We start from the raw sequence: 18,963 nt of genomic DNA on the forward strand, positions 1-18,963 counted from the left end.
TTGCTGACTCGACGCGCAGGCGCCAACCTCGCGTTCGAGCACAGCTCTGCCAAGGCTGCCGTACTCCAGTACACTCAGGGAGTCGCGAAGTTCACGTGACTCCAAAGGCAAAGAATCTCCCTTCTGGCCCGCCCATGATTTTGGACCTGGATACCCAATGCTGACTGCCCTGCTGTTCGACCTCGACGGAACCCTCACCGACACTGACACCTTGCACCTGCAGGCCTTTCGCCAACTGCTGCGCGAGCATGACGGCCGCGAGCTGAGCCAGGCGCAGTTCGATGCCCAGGTCAGCGGCCGCGCCAACGGCGAGCTGTTCGCCGAGCTGTTTGCCGGTGCCAGTGCCGAGCAGTGCCAGGAGCTGGCCGACCGCAAGGAGGCGCTGTTCCGCGACATGTCGCCGGCTCTCGAGCCTATGCCGGGCCTTGTGCGCCTGCTGGAACATGCCCGGGCTCATGACATCGGCATGTGCGTGGTGACCAACGCACCGCGGCTGAACGCCGAGCACATGTTGAACGCCATGGGGCTGGGCCAGCGCTTCGAGCATGTGCTGGTGGCCGAGGAACTGGCACGGCCCAAGCCGGACCCGCTGCCCTACCTGACCGGGTTGCAGCGGCTGGGTGCCGAGGCCGGGCAGGCACTGGCCTTCGAGGATTCGCTGCCGGGGGTGGCGGCAGCGAGTGGCGCGGGGATCTTTACCGTGGGCGTAGCCACTACACAGACGCCGGAGCGGTTGCTGGCGGCGGGGGCCGGGTTGGTGATCGATGATTTCAACGACCCGGCGTTGTGGGCGTTGATCGAGCGTCGGGCTTGAGGTATGTGGTGGGTTTGAGATCGAGTGCCGCGCGGGCGGCGCTCGATCTCAAACCCACCATAACCCCCAAGCCGTAAACCCTAGGCCCCCATGCTGATCGACGAAGAACTGACCCTCAAGAAGCTGGAAACCTTCCTCGCCTTCATGCGCACCGGCAACCTCGGCCGCGCCGCCGTCGAGCTGGCCACCAGTGCTGTCAGCGTGCACCGTGCCATCCACTCGCTGGAAAGCGCACTGCGCTGCCCGCTGTTCAAGCACGAAGGCCGCCAGCTGATCCCGCTGGAAAGCGCCTACGTGCTGGAAAAAAAAGCCCGCCAGCTGATCCAGGACGCCGAGCAGATGGTCCGCCTTACCCGCGAGGCCGCCGGCTTCTACGCCGAACGCTTCCGCCTGGGCGCGCTCTACTCGCTGACGGTGAAAACCGTGCCCAAGCTGGTCATGGGCCTCAAGCTGCGCCGCAGCGAACTCAACATCGACCTGACCCTGGGCTCCAACGTCGACCTGCTGCAGCGCCTGAAGAACCACGAGCTGGAGGCCATCCTCGTGTCGCTCGACGAAAGCGTCAGCGACCCGGCCTGCGAGCAGCTGCCGCTGTTCTCCGACGATATCTTCCTTGCCGTGCCCATCGATTCACCCTTCGCCGAGCAGGCCGAAGTGGACCTGGCCGACCTGGCCGACTCCACCTTCATCACCCTGACCCAGGGCTTTGCCACCCACCGCGATGGCGCCCGGGTGTTCCAGCAGGCCGGCTTCGAACCCAAGGTGGCCATGCAGGTGAACGATATCTTCACCCTGCTGAGCATGGTCAGCTCGGGCGTGGGCTTTGCCCTGCTGCCCGGGCGTATCGCGGCGGTGTACGAAAACCGGGTCAGGTTGATTGCCCTGAAGCCGCAATATCGCTTGCAGCAGCATATCGGCGTGGTGTTCTTGAAGGCGCGGGAGCGGGAGCCCAACCTGCTGGCGTTGCTGGCAGAATGCCGGATGTACAGCCTGGAGCGCTGAGGGGCCTCGGAACACAGCCTCTTTTGTTGTTTGCTGCACTGGCCTCTTCGCGGGTGAACCCGCTCCCACAGGTACCGAGCAAGCCTCGGGCAATGCACTTACCCTGTGGGAGCGGGTTTACCCGCGAAGAGGCCGGTGCAGGCTGACTCAAACCAGCAAGGCCCGCTGCACCTCCCCCACCGTTGTAGCCAGGCTGTTCAGGTGCAGGTTCAACACCCGCTCCACCGGCGCCTGGTCCAGCGGCCAGTGCAAGGCAATGCTCCCGGCCAGGCGCCCTTCGGCATGCACCGGCAGGGCTATCGCGCGGATCAGGAACGGCAAGCGCACCGGGTACTCCCAGTGCCCTTCGGTGCGCTGGCCGAAGCCCTTGTTCGCTTCCTCCTCGATGTCGCGCAGCACCGTCTCGTCGCCCACCCGCGCATGGGCCGCCAGGCGCTGCACTTCATCGACCGCCAACTCACCCAGGCATGCCCGCCCCATCGCCGAGTGGAACAGGCTGGCATGATGGCCGACGATCTGGCAGGTGTGCGGGTAGCGCTTGCGCAATACCTGGGGGATGGCGCTTTCCATCACCTCCAGCCGCTCGCCGTCGAAACATGACAGGTCAACCACCAACCCGGTGCGCTCGCTCAACTCCAGCAACATGGGTGCGGCGTGCTCCACCAGGCGCCGCTTGAAACGCAGCTGGCGGTCACCGAACAGGCGCCGCGCGCACAGCCGGTAACGCCGGTCGCTGAGGCCGCGGTAGACCCAGCCTTGCTCCTGCAAGGTGGCGAGCATGCGCGACACCGTGGCCTTGGGCAGCGCCGTCAGGTAATGCAGTTCTTCCAGGCCCAGCGCCTGGTGTTCGCCCAGCAGGTCGACGATGGCCAGCGCCCGCTCCACCGAACGCACGCCGCCACTGTCTGCCGTGATGCCCATGAGTGTGACCTCCCTGTAGCTGGATGCTCAGGATAGCCAGCAAGATCCGCGCCTGCCCAGCGGTTTCATGGCGCTTGCAGGCTCTGGGGTGGGCGCCGCGCAACCCAACGGGTGAGCTGTTCATGGGCATGGGCCAGCTGCAACACCGCATGGTCGGCCTGGGCCGGGCCGATGATCTGCAGGCCCATGGGCAACCCGGCAGCGTTGAAACCGACCGGTACGCTGATGCTCGGCAAGCCGGCCAGGGTCGGCCCAATCACCACTTCCATCCAGCGGTGATAGGTGTCCATCGCCCGCCCGCCGACCACCGTTGGCCACGGTTGCCGTGCATCGAATGGGAACACCTGGGCCGATGGCAACAGCAGGTAATCGTAACGCTCGAACAGCTTGCCCAGCGCGCGGTACCAGTCGCTGCGGGCCTCCGAAGCCTGGTACACCGCCGCCGCACTCAGTTGCAGGCCACCCTCCACCTCCCACCGCGCCTCGGGCTTGAGCAGCGCGCGCTTGCCCGGGTCGGCATAGGCCGCAGCGAGGTTGCCGTGCACCAGGAAGTGGCGATGGGTCAGCCAGCATTGCCACAAACGCGCCAGGTCGAACGCCGGCTGGCAGGCTTCGACCCGGCAGCCCAGTTCGGCGAAGTCTGCCAGGGCCGCTTCGCACAGGCTCAGCACCCCGTCATCCATCGCCAGGTAGCCGTCGTAGTCGCCCAGCCAGCCAACCCGCACGCCGCGGAAATCGCGCTGCAACCCGGCGGCAAAATCGCGCCGGCCCTCGCCCAGCGACAACGGCGCCCGCGCATCGAAGCCCGCCTGGGTCGACAACAGCCGCGCCACATCCACCACGCTGCGGCCCATCGGCCCCTCGGTGGCCAGCTGCTGCACGAACAGTTCCGGCGCCGGCCCGTGGGGTACGCGGCCCTGCGACGGGCGCAGGCCATACACGTTGTTGAACGCCGCCGGGTTGCGCAGCGAGCCCATCATGTCGCTGCCGTCGGCGACCGGCAGCAGGCGCATGGCCAGCGCCGCCGCCGCCCCACCGCTGCTGCCCCCGGCCACCTTGCCCGGGTCGTAGGCGTTGGTGGTGGTGCCGAACAGGGTGTTGTAGGTCTGCGAACCAAGGCCGAATTCCGGCACATTGCTCTTGCCCACGATCAGCGCACCACTGGCCCGCACCCGCGCCACACTGATCGCGTCCTGCTCGGGCACCTGCTCGGCGAACAGCGGCGAGCCCAACGTGGTGCGCAGCCCGGCTGTGGCGGCCAGGTCTTTGATCGCCTGGGGCATGCCATGCATCCAGCCGCGCGAATGGCCACGAGCCAGCTCGCGGTCACGCTCATCGGCCTCGGCCAGCAGTGCCTCGGCCGGGCGCAGCGACACCAGCGCATTGACCTGCGGGTTGAAGCGTTCGATATGCGCCAGATAAGCCTGCATCACCTCCCGGCACGACATCTGGCGGGCATGAATGGCCCGGGACAATGCCTCGGCATCGAGGGCAACGATGGGGTCGATGGCTAGCGGCATCACGGTTTCACTCCAAGGTTGAAAGCGGCAGGCTTGCCCGCACGTGGGGCTTCCTTCAGGCAATAGGTGCCCAGCAGTGTCAGCAGGCAGGCGAACAGCACATAGAACGACGGCGCCACCGGGGTACCGAGCACCTTGCTCAGCCAGGTGACGATCAACGGGGCGAAGCCGCCGAACACCATCACCGCCACGTTATAGGCCACCGACACACCGGTAGAACGCACCTCGACCGGGAACTGCTCGGCCAGGGCCGTGGGCGCCGGCCCGAAGAAGCCACCGATGGCGGTGCACAACAGCAGTTGCATCACCAGCAGGCGCTCCAGCGACGGCGCGGCAGCCACCCACACATACAACGGGTAGACCATGACGAAGAACGCCAGGGTGAAGGCCATCAGCACCGGGCGCCGCCCCAGCCGGTCAGACAACGCCCCGGACAGCGGGATCACCACGGTCATCAGCCCAACCGCAAGCATCTGCACCAGCAGCACCTGGTCCAGCGGCAGGCCGAGGTTCTTGTGGGCGAAGGTCGGCATGTTCACCAGCACCACGTAGAACGACACCGTCGCGCCACAGGCCAGGCCCATCGATACCAACAGGCTGCGCCGGTGCTCACGCAGCACCTGCCACAGGCTGGGCGACTGGCCCTTGGCCTGGCGGCGCGCCTCGATGAATTCCTCGGGCTCTTCCATGTGCTTGCGAATCCACAGCCCCACCGGGCCGATCAGCAGGCCGAGCACGAACGGGATACGCCAGCCCCAGCTGTCCAGCGCCGCAGGCGTGCACAAGTGGGTGACTAGGGCCACCATCGCCGCCCCGGAGAACACCGCCAGGCACTGCCCCACCAGCTGCCACGAGCCGTACAGGCCCTTGCGGTGGGCCGGCGCGCTCTCCACCAGGAAGGCCGTGGCGCTGGCGTACTCGCCGCCGGTGGCAAAACCTTGCAGCATGCGCGCCACCACGATCAGCATCGGCGCGGCCATGCCGATGGCCAGGTAGTCGGGGGCGAAGGCGATCATGGCAATGGACACGGTCATCAGCCGGATGATCATCTGCATCGCCGCCTTGCGGCCCTTGCGGTCGGAATACATGCCCAGCAGCACGCCGCCCACCGGGCGCATGAAAAAGCCGACGCCGAAGGTGGCCAGGGCCATCAGCAGCGAGGCGTATTCGTCGTCGGAGGGGAAGAACTGGCGGGCGATGATGCTGGCCAGAAAGCCGTACACGATAAAGTCATACCACTCCAGGGCGTTGCCGATGACGGCGGCGACCACTTGCCGGGTACGCGACACGCCGGTGCTCGAAGTCTGCATAGGAAACACTCCACACAATGATTGGGTGATCGCCCAGGCGCAGTCGCGCCCGGGTTCCAGCGGCAGTCGTCAAAAGGAAAGGTCAGGCGGGCGCGAGCCAGCGCTCTGCCAGCGCGCCCCAGTAGGCGGCGCCGGTCAGCAGGATGTCGTCGTTGAAGTCGTAAGCCGGGTTGTGCACCATCGGCCGCGATACGCCATTGCCGATGAACAGGTAGGCGCCGGGGCAGCGTTGCAGCATCCAGGCGAAGTCTTCGCTGCCCATCAGCTTGCGGGTGTTGCCATCCACTGCCTCGGCACCGAGCAATTCCACTCCCACCTGCCGGGCGAAGGCGTTTTCCGCGGCATGGTTGACCAACACCGGGTAGGCCGGGCGGTGTTCGATGGTGGCGCTGCAGCCAAAGCTCTCGGCCTGGCTGACGATAATCGCCCGCACCCGCTCCAGGGTCTGCGCCCGCACCTCGGCGTTCAGCGCGCGCAGGCTCAGGCGCAGCAGCGCCTGCTGCGGGATCACGTTGGCCGCTTCGCCGGCCTGCAAGGCGCCGACGGTAACCACGGCCGCCTCCTGCGCATCGATATTGCGCGCCACCACGGTTTGCAGGGCCATTACCACACTGGCCGCCGCCACCAGCGGGTCGACGGTCAGGTGCGGCATCGAGCCATGGCCACCAACCCCGTCGAGGGTCACCGTGAGCAGGTCTTGCGAGGCCATCATCGGCCCTTCGCGGAAGCCCAGGTGCCCCGCCGGCAGCCCGGGCATGTTGTGCATGCCGAACAGTGCATCGCAAGGGAAGCGCTCCAGCAAACCATCGGCCAGCATCGCCTCGGCACCACCCTGGCCCTCTTCGGCCGGCTGGAAGATCAGTGTCAGTGTCCCGTCGAACTGCCGGGTCGCCGCCAGGTAGCGCGCGGCGCCAAGCAGCATGGTGGTATGCCCGTCATGGCCGCAGGCGTGCATGCAGCCCTGGTGCTGGCTGCTGTACGCGGCGCCGGTAGCCTCGTGGATGGGCAGCGCATCCATGTCGGCGCGCAGGCCCAGGCGGCGTGGGCTGCTGCCATTGCGCAGTCCGCCGACCACGCCGGTCTTGCCGATACCGGTGTGCACTTCATAGCCCCATTCTTCGAGCAGTCGGGCAACCAGCGCCGAAGTGCGGCTTTCTTCGAAGCCCAGTTCCGGGTGAGCGTGGATATCGTGACGGATTGCGTGCAGGTCGCTGGCCACATCGTTCAGCCAGGCCAGGATGTGCTGATGTCGGGACATGTAGAGTCTCCTCGCGCGGGTGGATTCCCGTTCTTGTTGTTCGCCTTGAGGTCACGACGGGTAAGGCAGGTCGTGCTTGGCTGACAGATAAGCGCGAGGAAGCTGGGAGCACAATCGAATCTGGTTTCACACGGTGGAACACAAAGTCGTGCCTTTGCTGTTACCTTGAACGCACTGTTCAGCCAAAGCCAAGGACTGCGTCATGCCCCCACGCCCCACCACCCCCACCGGTTTCATACGCGTCCGTGGCGCCCGCGAGCACAACCTCAAGAACATCGATGTCGATATCCCCCGTGACGCTCTGGTGGTGTTCACCGGCGTGTCCGGCTCGGGCAAGTCCTCGCTGGCCTTCTCCACCCTCTACGCCGAAGCCCAGCGCCGCTACTTCGAATCGGTCGCGCCCTATGCCCGGCGCCTGATCGACCAGGTCGGCGTGCCGGACGTCGACGCCATCGAAGGCCTGCCCCCGGCCGTGGCCCTGCAGCAGCAACGCGGCACGCCGAGTGCACGTTCCTCGGTGGGCAGCGTGACCACCCTGTCCAGTTCGATCCGCATGCTCTACTCCCGCGCCGGCCACTACCCGGCCGGCCAGGCGATGCTGTATGCCGAGGATTTCTCGCCCAACACGCCGCAGGGCGCCTGCCCGGAATGCCATGGCATGGGCCGGGTCTACGAAGTGAACGAAGCGACCATGGTCCCCGACCCGTCGCTGACCATCCGCGAGCGCGCCGTGGCTGCGTGGCCGATGGCCTGGCAGGGGCAGAACCTGCGCGACATCCTGGTGACGCTGGGCTATGACGTCGATACCCCCTGGCGCGACCTGCCACAGGCGCAGCGTGACTGGATCCTGTTCACCGAAGAAACGCCCACCGCGCCGGTGTATGCCGGGCTGACCCCGGCGCAGACCCGCGCCGCCCTCAAGCGCAAGCTAGAGCCCAGCTACCAGGGCACGTTCATGGGTGCCCGGCGTTACGTGCTGCACACCTTCATGCACTCGCAAAGCGCGCAGATGCGCAAGCGCGTTGCCCAGTTCATGCGCCCCAGCCCGTGCCCGCTGTGCCAGGGCAAGCGCCTGAAGCGCGAGGCCCTGGGGGTGACCTTCGCCGGCCTGGATATCGCCGAGCTGTCGCACCTGTCGCTGCAGGCGCTGGCCGAGGTATTGCGCAAGGTGGCGGCAGCAGATTACCTGGCACAACAGCAGGACGACCTGACCCTGGAAAAGCGCCTGGCTGCCCAACGCATCGCCAACGAACTGCTCGAACGCATCGACACCCTGCTCGACCTCGGCCTGGGCTACCTGGCCCTGGAGCGCAGCACCCCGACCCTGTCCTCTGGCGAGCTGCAACGCCTGCGCCTGGCCACCCAGCTGAACTCGCAGTTGTTTGGCGTGATCTACGTGCTCGACGAGCCTTCGGCCGGTTTGCACCCGGCCGACAGCGAAGCCCTGTTCGAGGCGCTGCAGCGCCTGAAGCATGCGGGCAACTCGGTCTATGTGGTGGAACACGACCTGGACACCATGCGCCGCGCCGACTGGCTGGTGGATGTAGGGCCTGCCGCTGGCGAGCATGGCGGCACCATCCTCTACAGCGGGCCGCCCACGGGCCTGGCCCAGGTCGAGCAGTCGAGCACCCGGGCCTACCTGTTCAGTGCACCGGCCCAGACCACGCGCACGCTCCGCCAGGCCCACGACTGGCTGAAGCTCGAAGGCATCAGCCGCAACAACCTGAACAACCTCAGTGCACAATTCCCGCTGGGCTGTTTTACCGCCGTTACCGGTATTTCCGGTTCGGGCAAGTCGAGCCTGGTCAGCCAGGCGCTGCTGGAGCTGGTGGGTGCGCACCTGGGCCATGCCGCCCAACGCAACGAGCCCGAAGAGCAGAGCCTGGAAGATGAACCTGAACAGGCCAGCGGCGGGCATGTGAGCGCTGGCCTTGGCAGCATCAGGCGCCTGGTGCAGGTCGACCAGAAGCCGATCGGCCGTACGCCCCGCTCCAACCTGGCCACCTACACCGGCCTGTTCGACCATGTGCGCAAGTTGTTCGCCGCCACCGAACAGGCCAAGGCAAAAGGCTTCGATGCCGGGCGTTTCTCCTTCAACGTTGCCAAGGGGCGCTGCGAGAACTGCGAGGGCGAAGGCTTCGTCAGCGTCGAGTTGCTGTTCATGCCCAGCGTCTATGCGCCCTGCCCGACCTGCCATGGCGCCCGCTACAACCCGGAAACCCTGGCGGTGAGCTGGCAGGGCATGAACATTGCGCAGGTGCTGCAGCTGACGGTCGACCAGGCCCTGCTGGTGTTCGCCGAACAGCCAGCGGCGCGGCGCTGCCTGCAGGTGCTGCAGGACATCGGCCTGGGCTATCTGCGCCTGGGCCAGCCGGCCACCGAACTGTCCGGCGGCGAGGCGCAGCGCATCAAGCTGGCCACCGAGCTGCAACGCATGGCCCGCGGGGCGACGCTGTATGTACTGGACGAACCCACCAACGGCTTGCACCCGCAGGACATCGACCGGCTGCTGGTGCAGCTCAACCGCCTGGTCGATGGCGGGCACAGCGTGGTGGTGGTCGAGCATGACATGCGAGTGGTGGCGCAGAGCGACTGGGTGATCGACATCGGGCCTGGGGCCGGGGATGCCGGGGGCCAGGTGGTGGTCAGCGGCACGCCACAGGTGGTCGCCGGGTGTGCTGAAAGCCGCACGGCGGAGTTTCTGGCCAAGGCCTTGTAGCGCCTGCACCGGCCCCTTCGCGGGTAAACCCGCTCCCACAGGTACTGCACAGCTTGCAAGATCTGTGGTGAACCTCTGGCTCCCACAGGTACTGCACAGCTTTGCAAGATCTGTGGTGAACCTCTGGCTCCCACAGGTACTGCACAGCTTTGCAAGATCTGTGGTGAACCTCTGGCTCCCACAGGTACCGCACAGCTTGCAAGATCTGTGGTGAACCTCTGGCTCCCACAGGTACCGCACAGCTTTGCAAGATCTGTGGTGAACCTCTGGCTCCCACAGGTACCGCACAGCTTGCAAGATCTGTGGTGAACCTCTGGCTCCCACAGGTACCGCACAGCTTTGCAAGATCTGTGGTGAACCTCTGGCTCCCACAGGTACCGCACAGCTTGCAAGATCTGTGGTGAACCTCTGGCTCCCACAGGTACCGCACAGCTTTGCAAGATCTGTGGTGAACCTCTGGCTCCCACAGGTACCGCACAGCTTGCAAGATCTGTGGTGAACCTCTGGCTCCCACAGGTACCGCACAGCTTGCAAGATCTGTGGTGAACCTCTAGCTCCCACAGGTACTGCACAGATTTGCAAGATCTGTGATGAACCTCTGGCTCCCACAGGTACCGCACAGCTTGCAAGATCTGTGGTGACCCTGTGGGAGCGGGTTTACCCGCGAAGAGGCCGGTGCAGGCTGTAGACTGTTTTTTTGCAACGGCCGCTGAAGTACAGTCTGCCCCATGGACAAATACGCCCCCCGCCAGTGGCTCCCCCACGAAAAACCCAGCCTGCCGGGCTCCCCCTCCACGCCCCTGCACACGCCCGCCAAACGCCTGGCCTACGGCGTGGTCGGGCTGCTGGTGGCGATCACCGGTGGCCTGGGCAACGCGCTGGTCACCGCCAACCTTGTGTTCCTGCAAGGAGCGCTGGGTGCAACCACCGCGGAAATGGCCTGGCTGCCGGCCGCCTATGTAATGACCAACGTGTCCATCAACCTGCTGTTGGTGAAGTTCCGCCAGCAATTCGGCCTGCGCGCGTTCACCGAGGTGTTCCTGGTGCTCTATGCCCTGGTCACCTTCGCCCACCTGCTGGTCAACGACCTAAACTCGGCCATCGCCGTGCGGGCAGCGCATGGCATGGTCGGAGCCGCGCTCAGCTCGCTGGGGCTGTACTACATGATCCAGGCGTTCCCGGCGCAATGGCGGCTGAAGGCGATGGTGCTTGGCCTGGGCGCCTCGCAGCTGGCGTTGCCGCTGGCACGGATATTTTCCGAAGACCTGCTGCAGATCGCCGAATGGCGCGGCCTGTACCTGTTCGAACTGGGCCTGGCGCTGGCCGCGCTGGGCTGCGTGCTGATGCTCAAGCTGCCCCCCGGTGACCGCTTCAAGACCTTCGAGCCGCTGGACTTTCTCACCTTCTCGCTGATGGCCAGTGGCACCGCGCTGCTGTGCGCCGTGCTGTCACTCGGGCGTATCGACTGGTGGCTGGAGGCGCCCTGGATCGGCATGGCCCTGGCGGCCTCGATCGCGCTGATCTTCAGCGGCCTGGCCATCGAGCACAACCGCCAGAACCCGCTGCTGATGACCCGCTGGCTGGGCAGCGGCGCGATCATTCGCCTGGCCCTGTGCGTGGTGCTGATTCGCATGGTCACCTCGGAGCAGTCCACCGGGGCGGTCGGCTTCCTGCAGGCGCTGAACCTGGGCAGCGAGCAGATGCGCACGCTGTACGCGGTCATGCTGCTGGGCGCGGTGGCCGGCCTGGCCAGCAGTGCCTTCACCATCAACCCCAACCACCTGGTGATCCCGCTGTTCATCTCGCTGCTGGCCATGGCCACCGGCGCCTTCATGGACAGCAGTTCGAGCAACCTCACCCGCCCGGCACAGATGTACCTCAGCCAGTTCCTGCTGGCGTTCGGCAGCACCTTCTTCCTCGGCCCGTCCATGGCCCTTGGCATCAGCCATGTGCGCGCCAACCCGCGCAACCTGGTGAGTTTCTCGGTGCTGTTCGGCATCTGCAACAACCTCGGCGGCCTGATTGGCGCGGCACTGCTGGGCACCTTCCAGACCTGGCGGGAAAAATTCCACTCCAGCCACCTGATGGACCGCCTCAGCTACCTGGAACCCTTGGTCACGGCCCGCGTGCAAAGTGGCGGTGCCGGCTACGGCGGCATCATCGCCGACCCGGCCCTGCGCAGCGAAGCCGGCATGCGCCTGCTGGCCAGTGCCGCCACCCGCGAGGCGAATATCATGGCCTACAACGATGTGTTCGTGCTGATCGGCAGCATCGCTATTCTGACCATGATCTGGATCTGCATCCGTAGTACCTGGCTCTGGCACACCAAACGCCGGGCCATTTCCCCTGACTCCACCCCCGGCGCGCCCACCCGATGACCGACGACACCCGCACCACGACCACCACTGCCATCGCCGAAACCCCGGAAGGCGCCACGCCGCCCAGCGAGCCGACCAGCCCGGTGCGTTCGCGGCGGGTGCGGATCCTGTCGTCGATCAGCTTCGCCTGCGTGGCCCTGGCCGGCATCCTGCTGGTGCTGTATGCCTGGCGCCTGCCGCCATTCAGCAGCGCCATCGAAAGCACCGAGAACGCCCTGGTGCGCGGCCAGGTGACCATCATCGGGCCGCAGTTGAGCGGCTATATCGTCGATGTGCCGGTGCATGACTTCCAGTTCGTCAAGGCCGGCGACCTGCTGGTGCAACTGGACGACCGCATCTACAAGCAACGCCTGGCCCAGGCCATCGCCCAGCTGCAGCAGCAACAGGCGGCCCTGGCCAACAACCTGCAGCAGCGCAACAGTGCCGAAGCCACCATTGCCCAGCGCCAAGCCGCCATCGGCGATGCCGCCGCCCAGGCAACCAAGGCCAGGGCCGACCTCGGCCGCAACCAGGCGCTGGTCAGCGACGGCTCGGTGTCACGGCGCGACCTGGACCTGGCCCGGGCCAGCGAAGCCGCTGCGGTCGCCAGCCTGGCCCAGGCCAAGGCGGCACTGGAAATCGCCCGCCAGGACCGCGAAACCGTGGTGGTCAACCGGGCCGCGCTGGAGGCCTCGGTGGAAAACGCCAAGGCCGCCGTGGAACTGGCCCGCATCGACCTCGACAACACCCGCGTCACCGCCCCGCGCGACGGCCAGCTGGGGCAGATCGGCACGCGCCTGGGGGCCTATGTCAATTCCGGTGCGCAGTTGATGGCGCTGGTGCCCGACACCCTGTGGGTGATCGCCAACATGAAGGAAACCCAGATGGCCGATGTGCGCATTGGCCAGCCGGTGAGTTTTACCGTGGATGCGCTGAACCACCTGAAGCTGCATGGGCACGTGCAGCAGATCTCACCGGCCACCGGCTCGGAGTTCGCCTTGCTGCAGGCGGACAATGCCACCGGCAACTTCGTCAAGATTGCCCAGCGCATACCGGTGCGGATCACCGTGGATGCCGACCAGCCGGAGGCTCGGCGCTTGCGGCCGGGGATGTCGGTGGTGGTCAGTATCGATACTCGCAGCCAGGATTGATGTTGTTGCCACTGGCCTCTTCGCGGGTAAACCCGCTCCCACAGGTTCACCACAGGTCTTGAAAACTGTGCAATACCTGTGGGAGCGGGTTTACCCGCGAAGAGGCCAGCGAAGATCATGCAGAGATGCCGTCTTGCCATGATTGCGCCGCTCTAGCCCGTAGGTTCTAATCGCGCACGACCCGTTTGCCTTTGTCACTCAAGGAAGTGTCACCATGTACAGGAAGATCGTGCCGCTGGCGCTGTTGGCAACCCTGGCCGGTTGCTCGAACAGCGAGGACACCAGCGAGGCCAGTTTCCAGAAGGCCGCCCAGGCCTACCTCGATACCCAGTACCCGCACTGCTTCGTCATCAGTTCATTCCCGACCAAGACCCAGGACTTCGACCTCCATGGCACCAACAAGGCGTTGCATGCCCTGGCCCAGGTAGGTGTGGTCAGCGAAAAGGAGATCTCGCGCACCGAGGTGCCCGCCCGCCTGTGGCAAGCGGCACGCACGGACATCTACTACGCCTATGACCTCACCGACGAAGGCCGCAAGTATTACAAGGCGGATAACGGGCTGTGCTTCGGCAAGGCGCAGGTCACTGCCATCGAGCAGTTCAGTGAACCGAGCGAGGCGACCGGGCAGAAGATGTCGAATGTGACCTATGCCTACAAGATCACTGGGTTACCGGCGTGGGCCGGGGATGATGGGGTCAAGGCCAGCATTGCCGAACTGGGCAAGGCGGTGGCCAGCAATGACACGCCGCTCAAGGAAACCCGGGCGATGGTGCTGACCAGCCAGGGGTGGCGGTTGCAGGAGAAATAGCCGTTTGCCGTGCCGGCCTCTTCGCGGGTAAACCCGCTCCCACAGGTCCATCACAGGCCTTGAGACCTGCGCAGTACCTGTGGGAGCGGGTTTACCCGCGAAAGGGCCGGTACAGACTTACATCCACCAAGCCAGCACCACCGGCAACCAGGCAAACGACAGCACCGTAGAACACATCACCAGGTTCGCCACTTGCTCCGGTTCGCGGTTGGCGCGCACCGCCATCAGGTAGTTGAACACCGCCACCGGCATCGCCGACTGCACCACCAGCACCGCACGCTCCAGGCTGCCCATGCCCAGCGCCGCACCTACCGCCCAGCCCACGGCAGCCCCCAGACCAATGCGCAAACCGCCCAGCAGCATGCCGCTGCCCACATGGCGCAGGCGAATGCTGGCCAGCGACACACCCAGTGTCAGCAACATCAGCGGGATGGTCATGCCGCCCAGCAGGTCTGCGGTATTGGCCAGCCAGCGCGGCAACTCGAAATCGAGAAAGATGATCGGCATGGCGCCGGCCAGGCTGATCACGATGGGGTTGCGCAGCAGTGCCTTGAGCGAAGCCGCAGTTCCGGAAATGGCCATGCCGAGGGTGAACTGCACGATCGACAGGGTCAGGAAGAACGCCACTGCCAGGGCCAGGCCGTGTTCGCCAAAGGCGTACAGGCTGATCGGCAGGCCCATGTTGCCGGTGTTGGGGAACATGAACGCCGGCAACAGCACACGCCAGTGCATGCCCGAAGCGCGGCACACCAGCAAGCCGGCCAGGGCCATGCCCAGGGTGCACAGCAGGCAGGCCATGGCCATGCTGGTAAAGGCGGTCGGGTCCAGTTCGGTGCGGCTGAGCGTGGACAGCACCAGCGACGGGGTGCCGACGGTCATCACCACCCGGGCGATGAATTCGGTGGGGTAGTCCAGGCCCTTGCGGGCCCAGGCATAGCCGATGCCGGCGACGATGAAAACCGGGGCCAGGACGGCGAACAGCGAAGCGAACATGGGGGCCTTCCTTGGGGGTGGGCCCCGCATTATGCCGCAGTCTGCGGGATTGCCGGCGATTGGGCCGCAAAGCGGCCCCGGGATGTCCGCCCAAGACGCATTCGTGTCGCCCACAGACTGCGGCGTCTCGTCGCACACCCAAGCCCCTTGGGCAAAACCGCGCAAGCCCGTAGAATCGCGCTTCCTTTTCGCCCGTCGCCTTGAACGGTGGCAACCGGCAGCGTCGCATCCAGCCCAGGCACATCCGTGCAGCCCCTCGGCCCCGTTCGGGTCGAGCCGGTGTGCGCGTCCGAAAAGGCGCTCATTCCGCTCATCCAACTAGAGGTACCTATGTCTCCGCGTTTGCTGGCCATGGCGCTGGCGCCCCTGCTCGGGCTGTTCATCATTGCCCTGGGCAACGGCTTCATGTCTTCCCTTACCACCCTGCGCCTGGGCGCTGCCGGCGAGTCGGCCACCACCATCGGTGTGGTCTCCTCGACCTACTTCATCGGCCTGACCCTGGGTGCCATCTTCAACGACCGGCTGATCCTGCGCATCGGCCATATCCGCGCCTATACCAGCTTCGCCTCGCTGATCGCCGTGACCATCCTGCTGCAAGGCCTGTTCTACGACGTCACCTGGTGGTCGGTGCTGCGCCTGATCAACGGCTGGGCGGCAGTGGGCGTGTTCCTGGTGATCGAAAGCTGGCTGCTGCTGGCCGGTGACGCCAAGATCCGCGGCCGCCTGCTGGCGCTGTACATGATCGCCTTCTACGGCGCCGGGGTCATCGCCCAGGCCGGCCTTGGCGAAATCACCCACATGGGTGACACCGCACCGTTCATGCTGGCCGGCGTGCTCGCCGCCCTGTCGGTACTGCCCATCGTGATCCTGCCGCGGGTGTCGCCACTGCTGGACCAGGTCGAACCGCTCAAGCCGCGCCAGCTGCTGGGCGTTGCGCCATCGGGCCTGGTCGGCTGCTTCGGTTCGGGTGTGGCCATTGCCGGCATCTATGCCTTGCTGCCGCTGTACCTGCAGCGCATCGGCCTGGATGTGGGCGAGGTCGGCAACATGATGGCCTGGGTGATTCTTGGTGCCATGCTGCTGCAATACCCGGTCGGACGCTGGTCCGACCGCAAGGACCGCCAGGATGTGCTGATCGCCCTGGCCGCGCTGTGCGTGCTGCTGTCGCTGGTCACGGTGTTCCTGCCGTCGGACTCGATCCTGCTGCCGGCGATGCTGTTCCTGCTGGGTGGTGGCGTGTTCACCCTGTACCCGGTGGCGGTCAGCCATGCGGCCGACCGGGCGCCATCGGATGCACTGGTGCCGATGATCCAAGGCCTGCTGCTGATCAACTCGCTGGGTTCGGCCATGGCGCCGGTGGCCATTTCGCCGATGATGACCGAGTTTGGCGAGGCCGGGTTGTTCTGGGCCTTTGCCGTGGTCAACCTGGCCATGGTGTGCTTCTTCATGTGGCGCCGTGGCAAGCGCCCGGCGGCAGAGCACCCGGCCCCGTTCACCGCTTCGACCACCTTCTCGCCGACCGGTGCCGAGCTGCGGGTGACCGAAGACCTGATGCATGCGGCGCAGGAGCACCCGCCGCTGGAGCCGGTGGAGAGTGCTGCGCCAGCGCAGGCGCAGCGTTCAGAATCGCATTGACTCCGGGGGCTGCCCTGCAGCCCTTTCGCGACACAAGGCCGCTCCCACAGGGTGCCCATCAGCTGAAGGAATGCGCCATACCTGTGGGAGCGGGCGCGCCCGCGAACACCGGCGCAGCCGGCGCCATCCACCGCATTGCCTGCTTCGCGGGTAAACCCGCTCCCACAGGGGCCGCGCAGGTTTGTTGATCTGGCTTTAGCCATTCACCAGGTTGGCCGGGCGCTCACCAGCCAGGGCACTGAGCAGGTTGTCCACCGCACAGCGCGCCATGGCCTGACGGGTTTCCTCGGTCGCCGAGCCGATATGCGGGGTCGCCACCACGTTGTCCAGCTGCAACAACGGCGACTGCGCCGGCAACGGCTCCTGCACGAACACATCCAGGCCGGCGCCGCGGATGCGCCGGGCACGCAACGCGTCGATCAGCGCCGGCTCATCCACCACGCGCCCGCGGGAAATGTTCACCAGGATTGCCTGCGGCTTCATCAGCGCCAGCTCCCGCGCGCCGATCAGGCCTTCGGTACTGGCACTCAGCGGCACGGTCAGGCAAACGAAATCCGCCTGCTGCAACAGCTCGTCCAGGCTGCATTGGCGCGCCGCATGGCGCGCCTCCACCTCAGGCTTGGCACGCTGACTGTGATACAGCACACGCATGCCGAAGCCGGCCGCGGCACGCCGGGCCAGGGCCTCGCCGATGCGGCCCATGCCGACGATGCCCAGCGTCTTGCCGTGCACATCGCTGCCGAAATGCGCCGGGCCGAGGTTGGCCTGCCAGTTCCCGTCTCGCACCCAGTTCGCCAGCTCCACCACCCGCCTGGCGGTGGCCAGGATCAGGGCAAAGCCCGTGTCGGCGGTGGTTTCGGTCAGCACGTCGGGGGTGTTGGTCAACATCACGCCACGACGGCTGAGCTCGGCGATGTCGTAGTTGTCCACGCCGACCGAAACGCTGGACACCACTTCAAGCTGTGGCGCCAGGTCGAGCAGGCTGGCGTCCAGGCGCAGGCTGGCCCCCAGCAGCCCGTGCGCCCCCGGCAAGGCATCGCGCAGGCGCGCCAGGCCATCGGGCCCGGAGGTGTCCACCCAGGTCACCTCGACGCGCTCTTGCAGGCGTGCCATCAAGTCGTCGGACAGGCGTTTGTACAGGACGATTCGCTTCTTCATTGCACAGGTTCCTAATGGTTCATGGCCAGGCGCGAGTTGCCGCGCTTGGCCCGGCCGGATGTCTGGGAAGTATTGAGTGCGGCGGTAAGCGCCACTGCGGCCAGCAGCGCACCGCACATGAACAGGTAGGAGGCACCAGGCCCGCCCGTGACGCCATTGAGGTAACCCACCAGCCACGAGCCACCGAACGAGCCCAGCGCGCCCATGCTGTTGATCAGCGCCATGGCACCGCCCGCGACGTTGGCCGGCAGTATCTCGGGCACGATCGCGAAGAACGGGCCATAGGGTGCGTACATGCAGGCGCCGGCGACCACCAGTAACGCGTACGACAGCCAGAAGTGCTCGCTGCCCAGGGCGTACGAGCCATAGAACGCAACGGCGGCAATCAGCAGTGGTGGCCAGACGAAGCGCTTGCGCTTCTGCAGGCGGTCGGACGCCCACGACACACCGACCATGCCCAGCACCGCCGCCAGGTAAGGTACCGACGACAGCCAGCCGGCCTGCACGATGTCGAGGTTGGCCGCCTGCTTGAGGATCGACGGCAACCACAGCACGAAGCCATACACACCGATGCTCCAGCAGAAGTACTGCAGCGAAAGGATGATCACTTGCGGCGAGCGGAACGCCTCGCGGTAGTTCTTCACCGGCTTGATACCTTGCTGCTCGGCAGCCAGCGCCTGCTCCAGGGCGGCCTTCTCCTGCTCGCTCAGCCAGTTCACCTGGGCCGGGCGGTCATCCACCAGGCGCCACCAGAAGAACGCCCAGATGACCGCGGGCAGGCCCTCGATGATGAACATCCAGCGCCAGTCGTAATGCTTGACCAGGTAGCCCGACACCACCGACATCCACAGGATAGTCACCGGGTTGCCGAGGATCAGGAAGGTATTGGCGCGCGAACGCTCGGCGCGGGTGAACCAGTGGCACAGGTACACCAGCATGGCCGGCATCACCGCCGCCTCCACCACCCCGAGCAGGAAGCGGATGCCGATCAGCATGTAGACGTTGCTGACCACGCCAGTGAGCGTGGCAAGGCCACCCCAGAGGATCAGGCAGACAAAGATCAGCTTCTTCACGCTGCGCTTTTCGGCGTAGATGGCGCCAGGCACCTGGAAGAAGAAGTAACCAAGGAAGAACAGTGCCCCCAGCAGCGAAGACAGTGCGGGGGTGATGTGCAGGTCTTCAGCCATGCCGGAAGCGGCGGCGAACCCGTAGTTGGCGCGGTCCAGGTACGCCAGGCTATAGGTGAAGAACACGATCGGGATGATGTACCACCAGCGGCGAGGTGCCAGGCTTTGGCTTTGCATGGTTCGTTTCTCC

Annotated in this window: 14 protein-coding genes; 7 read left to right on the forward strand and 7 right to left on the reverse strand. The window is 65.9% G+C overall.

Features of this window, described 5'->3' with window-relative positions; translation table 11 throughout:
* Nucleotides 1–157: 157 nt before the first annotated feature.
* Nucleotides 158–814: an HAD family phosphatase gene (locus CAG46_RS11095; RefSeq protein WP_085615565.1), complete on the forward strand. Its 657-nt coding sequence runs from the start codon at nucleotides 158–160 to the stop codon at nucleotides 812–814.
* 90 nt (nucleotides 815–904) lie between these two features.
* On the forward strand, nucleotides 905–1,816 hold the full coding sequence (locus CAG46_RS11100) for a LysR substrate-binding domain-containing protein (protein WP_085615563.1): 912 nt from the start codon (nucleotides 905–907) through the stop codon (nucleotides 1,814–1,816).
* Nucleotides 1,817–1,963: 147 nt separating this feature from the next.
* On the opposite strand, the gene CAG46_RS11105 is transcribed toward CAG46_RS11100, so the two are convergent.
* The 4 genes from CAG46_RS11105 to CAG46_RS11120 all read right to left on the reverse strand — a co-directional run bounded on the left by CAG46_RS11105 (nucleotide 1,964) and on the right by CAG46_RS11120 (nucleotide 6,825).
* The gene (locus CAG46_RS11105) at nucleotides 1,964–2,737 is read right to left on the reverse strand and encodes an IclR family transcriptional regulator (RefSeq protein WP_085615560.1); all 774 of its coding nucleotides are present in this window, start codon (nucleotides 2,735–2,737) and stop codon (nucleotides 1,964–1,966) included.
* A gap of 65 nt (nucleotides 2,738–2,802) precedes the next feature.
* Nucleotides 2,803–4,257 (reverse strand): amidase, encoded by a 1,455-nt coding sequence (locus tag CAG46_RS11110; RefSeq protein WP_178080700.1) that lies wholly within the window; start codon nucleotides 4,255–4,257, stop codon nucleotides 2,803–2,805.
* Entirely contained in the window at nucleotides 4,257–5,567 is a 1,311-nt protein-coding gene (locus CAG46_RS11115; protein WP_015270478.1) for a citrate-proton symporter, read from the reverse strand. Before CAG46_RS11115 ends, CAG46_RS11110 begins: the two co-directional genes overlap by 1 nt.
* A gap of 82 nt (nucleotides 5,568–5,649) precedes the next feature.
* On the reverse strand, nucleotides 5,650–6,825 hold the full coding sequence (locus CAG46_RS11120; protein ID WP_085615556.1) for a M20 aminoacylase family protein: 1,176 nt from the start codon (nucleotides 6,823–6,825) through the stop codon (nucleotides 5,650–5,652).
* Between the two features lie 202 nt (nucleotides 6,826–7,027).
* Here CAG46_RS11120 and CAG46_RS11125 point away from each other — a divergent pair, with 202 nt between their 5' ends.
* The 4 genes from CAG46_RS11125 to CAG46_RS11140 all read left to right on the forward strand — a co-directional run bounded on the left by CAG46_RS11125 (nucleotide 7,028) and on the right by CAG46_RS11140 (nucleotide 13,860).
* A complete protein-coding gene (locus tag CAG46_RS11125; protein ID WP_085615554.1) occupies nucleotides 7,028–9,544 on the forward strand; it encodes an excinuclease ABC subunit UvrA in 2,517 nt (838 codons plus the stop codon).
* Nucleotides 9,545–10,272: 728 nt separating this feature from the next.
* Nucleotides 10,273–11,922, forward strand: a complete 1,650-nt coding sequence (locus tag CAG46_RS11130) for an MFS transporter (RefSeq protein ID WP_085615552.1) — start codon at nucleotides 10,273–10,275, stop codon at nucleotides 11,920–11,922.
* Nucleotides 11,919–13,052 carry an HlyD family secretion protein gene (locus tag CAG46_RS11135; protein ID WP_084785191.1) on the forward strand — a complete coding sequence of 378 codons (1,134 nt, stop codon included), beginning with the start codon at nucleotides 11,919–11,921 and terminating at the stop codon, nucleotides 13,050–13,052. Before CAG46_RS11130 ends, CAG46_RS11135 begins: the two co-directional genes overlap by 4 nt.
* Before the next feature lie 214 nt (nucleotides 13,053–13,266).
* The gene (locus CAG46_RS11140; protein WP_025339271.1) at nucleotides 13,267–13,860 is read left to right on the forward strand and encodes a hypothetical protein; all 594 of its coding nucleotides are present in this window, start codon (nucleotides 13,267–13,269) and stop codon (nucleotides 13,858–13,860) included.
* Nucleotides 13,861–13,977: 117 nt separating this feature from the next.
* On the opposite strand, the gene CAG46_RS11145 is transcribed toward CAG46_RS11140, so the two are convergent.
* Nucleotides 13,978–14,853: an AEC family transporter gene (locus CAG46_RS11145; protein WP_025339272.1), complete on the reverse strand. Its 876-nt coding sequence runs from the start codon at nucleotides 14,851–14,853 to the stop codon at nucleotides 13,978–13,980.
* A gap of 330 nt (nucleotides 14,854–15,183) precedes the next feature.
* Here CAG46_RS11145 and CAG46_RS11150 point away from each other — a divergent pair, with 330 nt between their 5' ends.
* On the forward strand, nucleotides 15,184–16,488 hold the full coding sequence (locus tag CAG46_RS11150) for an MFS transporter (protein ID WP_063914168.1): 1,305 nt from the start codon (nucleotides 15,184–15,186) through the stop codon (nucleotides 16,486–16,488).
* Nucleotides 16,489–16,683: 195 nt separating this feature from the next.
* Here CAG46_RS11150 and CAG46_RS11155 read toward each other — a convergent pair whose 3' ends face one another.
* Together CAG46_RS11155 and CAG46_RS11160 are read right to left on the reverse strand one after the other, a co-directional pair.
* Nucleotides 16,684–17,646, reverse strand: a complete 963-nt coding sequence (locus CAG46_RS11155; RefSeq protein WP_085615550.1) for a D-glycerate dehydrogenase — start codon at nucleotides 17,644–17,646, stop codon at nucleotides 16,684–16,686.
* 11 nt (nucleotides 17,647–17,657) lie between these two features.
* Nucleotides 17,658–18,950 carry an MFS transporter gene (locus tag CAG46_RS11160; RefSeq protein WP_054571847.1) on the reverse strand — a complete coding sequence of 431 codons (1,293 nt, stop codon included), beginning with the start codon at nucleotides 18,948–18,950 and terminating at the stop codon, nucleotides 17,658–17,660.
* Nucleotides 18,951–18,963: the final 13 nt, after the last annotated feature.

Origin of the sequence: Pseudomonas sp. B23(2017) (genome assembly GCF_002113725.1) — a bacterium.
Classification (GTDB): Bacteria; Pseudomonadota; Gammaproteobacteria; order Pseudomonadales; family Pseudomonadaceae; genus Aquipseudomonas; species Aquipseudomonas putida_Z.